This is a genomic window from Streptococcus sp. SGI.013 (assembly GCF_050315295.1).
In the GTDB taxonomy this organism is placed as follows: domain Bacteria; phylum Bacillota; class Bacilli; order Lactobacillales; family Streptococcaceae; genus Streptococcus; species Streptococcus porcorum.
This window is the reverse complement of the sequence record NZ_JBNPOS010000050.1, coordinates 1-4,851: the sequence shown is the minus strand read 5'-3', so window position 1 is coordinate 4,851 and position 4,851 is coordinate 1. Positions and strand designations below refer to the sequence as shown.

Annotated in this window: 1 tRNA gene and 2 rRNA genes; all 3 read right to left on the bottom strand. The window is 49.8% G+C overall.

What is annotated here, in order from left to right:
- Positions 1-200 precede the first annotated feature (200 nt).
- Positions 201-3,101: ribosomal RNA gene (locus tag ACQRDX_RS08915) — 23S ribosomal RNA — on the bottom strand.
- 146 nt (positions 3,102-3,247) lie between these two features.
- Positions 3,248-3,320: transfer RNA gene (locus tag ACQRDX_RS08910), tRNA-Ala, on the bottom strand.
- Between the two features lie 56 nt (positions 3,321-3,376).
- Positions 3,377-4,851, bottom strand: a 16S ribosomal RNA gene (locus ACQRDX_RS08905); the annotation flags it as partial.

Here is a 4,851-nt window from a genome sequence, read left to right as displayed (position 1 = left end):
CGAATGGTTTGACCACTCAAAATTGAATATCTATACTCTATCAAGAAAACCGTACGCTGTCAATACTGACGTCGTTGAATTTTATCAATTGTATTCGAACTAAAAAGCTAGTGATTTAGACAAATCGCCTTGAAGTCTCAACGACTTCCGCGTTGATTTTCTAAAATCATACGCTTTTCTTTACGTTCTCATTACTTAGTTTGGATAAGTCCTCGAGCTATTAGTATTAGTCCGCTACACATGTCACCATGCTTCCACTCCTAACCTATCTACCTGATCATCTCTCAGGGCTCTTACTGATATAAAATCATGGGAAATCTCATCTTGAGGTGGGCTTCACACTTAGATGCTTTCAGCGTTTATCCCTTCCCTACATAGCTACCCAGCGATGCCTTTGGCAAGACAACTGGTACACCAGCGGTAAGTCCACTCTGGTCCTCTCGTACTAGGAGCAGATCCTCTCAAATTTCCTACGCCCGCGACGGATAGGGACCGAACTGTCTCACGACGTTCTGAACCCAGCTCGCGTGCCGCTTTAATGGGCGAACAGCCCAACCCTTGGGACCGACTACAGCCCCAGGATGCGACGAGCCGACATCGAGGTGCCAAACCTCCCCGTCGATGTGAACTCTTGGGGGAGATAAGCCTGTTATCCCCAGGGTAGCTTTTATCCGTTGAGCGATGGCCCTTCCATGCGGAACCACCGGATCACTAAGCCCGACTTTCGTCCCTGCTCGAGTTGTAGCTCTCGCAGTCAAGCTCCCTTATACCTTTACACTCTACGACTGATTTCCAACCAGTCTGAGGGAACCTTTGGGCGCCTCCGTTACCTTTTAGGAGGCGACCGCCCCAGTCAAACTGCCCGTCAGACACTGTCTCCATTGACGATTAGCCAATCGGGTTAGAGTAGCCATAACACAAGGGTAGTATCCCAACAACGCCTCTGTTGAAACTGGCGTCCCAACTTCATAGGCTCCTACCTATCCTGTACATGTGGTACAGATACTCAATATCAAACTGCAGTAAAGCTCCATGGGGTCTTTCCGTCCTGTCGCGGGTAACCTGCATCTTCACAGGTACTAAAATTTCACCGAGTCTCTCGTTGAGACAGTGCCCAAATCATTACGCCTTTCGTGCGGGTCGGAACTTACCCGACAAGGAATTTCGCTACCTTAGGACCGTTATAGTTACGGCCGCCGTTTACTGGGGCTTCAATTCATACCTTCGCTTACGCTAAGCACTCCTCTTAACCTTCCAGCACCGGGCAGGCGTCACCCCCTATACATCATCTTACGATTTAGCAGAGAGCTGTGTTTTTGATAAACAGTTGCTTGGGCCTATTCACTGCGGCTGACCTTAAGTCAGCACCCCTTCTCCCGAAGTTACGGGGTCATTTTGCCGAGTTCCTTAACGAGAGTTCTCTCGCTCACCTGAGGCTACTCGCCTCGACTACCTGTGTCGGTTTGCGGTACGGGTAGAGTATGATACAACGCTAGAAGCTTTTCTCGGCAGTGTGACGTCACTAACTTCGCTACTAAACTTCGCTCCCCATCACAGCTCAATGTTATAGGTATAAGCATTTAACTCATACCACACCTCACTGCTTAGACGTGCACTTCCAATCGCACGCTTTAGTTAGCCTACTGCGTCCCTCCATCACTTCATACTCTAGTACAGGAATATCAACCTGTTGGCCATCGGATACACCGTTCGGTCTCTCCTTAGGTCCCGACTAACCCAGGGCGGACGAGCCTTCCCCTGGAAACCTTAGTCTTACGGTGGATGGGATTCTCACCCATCTTTCGCTACTCATACCGGCATTCTCACTTCTATGCGTTCCAGCGCTCCTCACGGTACACCTTCATCACACATAGAACGCTCTCCTACCATACCTATAAAGGTATCCACAGCTTCGGTAATATGTTTTAGCCCCGGTACATTTTCGGCGCAGGGTCACTCGACTAGTGAGCTATTACGCACTCTTTGAATGAATAGCTGCTTCTAAGCTAACATCCTAGTTGTCTGTGCAACCCCACATCCTTTTCCACTTAACATATATTTTGGGACCTTAGCTGGTGGTCTGGGCTGTTTCCCTTTCGACTACGGATCTTAGCACTCGCAGTCTGACTGCCGACCATAAATCAATGGCATTCGGAGTTTATCTGAGATTGGTAATCCGGGATGGACCCCTCACCCAAACAGTGCTCTACCTCCATGATTCTTAATGTCGACGCTAGCCCTAAAGCTATTTCGGAGAGAACCAGCTATCTCCAAGTTCGTTTGGAATTTCTCCGCTACCCACAAGTCATCCAAGCACTTTTCAACGTGCCCTGGTTCGGTCCTCCAGTGCGTCTTACCGCACCTTCAACCTGCTCATGGGTAGGTCACATGGTTTCGGGTCTACGTCCACGTACTCATTCGCCCTATTCAGACTCGGTTTCCCTACGGCTCCGTCTCTTCAACTTAACCTCGCACGTAAACGTAACTCGCCGGTTCATTCTACAAAAGGCACGCTCTCACCCATTAACGGGCTCGAACTTGTTGTAGGCACACGGTTTCAGGTTCTATTTCACTCCCCTCCCGGGGTGCTTTTCACCTTTCCCTCACGGTACTGGTTCACTATCGGTCACTAGGGAGTATTTAGGGTTGGGAGATGGTCCTCCCAGATTCCGACGAGATTCCACGTGTCTCGCCGTACTCAGGATACTGCTAGGTATAAAGACTATTTCAAATACGAGGCTATTACTCTCTTTGGCCTACCTTCCCAGATAGTTCTTCTATAATCTTTAAGTCCATATTGCAGTCCTACAACCCCAGAGAGTAAACTCTCTGGTTTGCCCTCCTGCCGTTTCGCTCGCCGCTACTCAGGCAATCGCTTTTGCTTTCTCTTCCTGCAGCTACTTAGATGTTTCAGTTCACTGCGTCTTCCCTCCACTACCCTTAACAGGTAGGGATACTAGCCATTAGCTAGTGGGTTCCCCCATTCGGACATCTCTGGATCAATGCTTACTTACAGCTCCCCAAAGCATTTCGTCGTTAGTCACGTCCTTCATCGGCTCCTAGTGCCAAGGCATCCACCGTGCGCCCTTATTAACTTAACCTTATTAACCTAGTTTTTTAAACTAGAAAACTCATTAAATATTCACAGCGTTTTCGGTTTATTTTCTTGTTACTATTTCATATATTTCTATATGGAATTTGATAGATATTCAATTTTCAATGATCAAACTTGAATCCGTAGATTCAATGGAGCCTAGCGGGATCGAACCGCTGACCTCCTGCGTGCAAAGCAGGCGCTCTCCCAGCTGAGCTAAGGCCCCACAAGACCTCTCAAAACTAAACAAGACGACAAACGGCATTCCGTTATTTTCCTTAGAAAGGAGGTGATCCAGCCGCACCTTCCGATACGGCTACCTTGTTACGACTTCACCCCAATCATCTATCCCACCTTAGGCGGCTGGCTCCTAAAAGGTTACCTCACCGACTTCGGGTGTTACAAACTCTCGTGGTGTGACGGGCGGTGTGTACAAGGCCCGGGAACGTATTCACCGCGGCGTGCTGATCCGCGATTACTAGCGATTCCGACTTCATGTAGGCGAGTTGCAGCCTACAATCCGAACTGAGACTGGCTTTAAGAGATTAGCTTGTCGTCACCGACTTGCGACTCGTTGTACCAGCCATTGTAGCACGTGTGTAGCCCAGGTCATAAGGGGCATGATGATTTGACGTCATCCCCACCTTCCTCCGGTTTATTACCGGCAGTCTCGCTAGAGTGCCCAACTGAATGATGGCAACTAACAATAGGGGTTGCGCTCGTTGCGGGACTTAACCCAACATCTCACGACACGAGCTGACGACAACCATGCACCACCTGTCACCGATGTACCGAAGTAAAACTCTATCTCTAGAGCGGGCATCGGGATGTCAAGACCTGGTAAGGTTCTTCGCGTTGCTTCGAATTAAACCACATGCTCCACCGCTTGTGCGGGCCCCCGTCAATTCCTTTGAGTTTCAACCTTGCGGTCGTACTCCCCAGGCGGAGTGCTTAATGCGTTAGCTGCGGCACTAAGCCCCGGAAAGGGCCTAACACCTAGCACTCATCGTTTACGGCGTGGACTACCAGGGTATCTAATCCTGTTCGCTACCCACGCTTTCGAGCCTCAGCGTCAGTTACAGACCAGAGAGCCGCTTTCGCCACCGGTGTTCCTCCATATATCTACGCATTTCACCGCTACACATGGAATTCCACTCTCCCCTTCTGCACTCAAGTTTGACAGTTTCCAAAGCGTACTATGGTTGAGCCACAGCCTTTAACTTCAGACTTATCAAACCGCCTGCGCTCGCTTTACGCCCAATAAATCCGGACAACGCTCGGGACCTACGTATTACCGCGGCTGCTGGCACGTAGTTAGCCGTCCCTTTCTGGTAAGATACCGTCACTGTGTGAACTTTCCACTCTCACACACGTTCTTCTCTTACAACAGAGCTTTACGATCCGAAAACCTTCTTCACTCACGCGGCGTTGCTCGGTCAGGGTTGCCCCCATTGCCGAAGATTCCCTACTGCTGCCTCCCGTAGGAGTCTGGGCCGTGTCTCAGTCCCAGTGTGGCCGATCACCCTCTCAGGTCGGCTATGTATCGTCGCCTTGGTGAGCCGTTACCTCACCAACTAGCTAATACAACGCAGGTCCATCTCATAGTGAAGCAATTGCCCCTTTCAAGCCTCTAACATGAGTTAAAGACTGTTATGCGGTATTAGCTATCGTTTCCAATAGTTATCCCCCGCTATGAGGTAGGTTACCTACGCGTTACTCACCCGTTCGCAACTCATCCATCCGGTGCAAGCACCAGA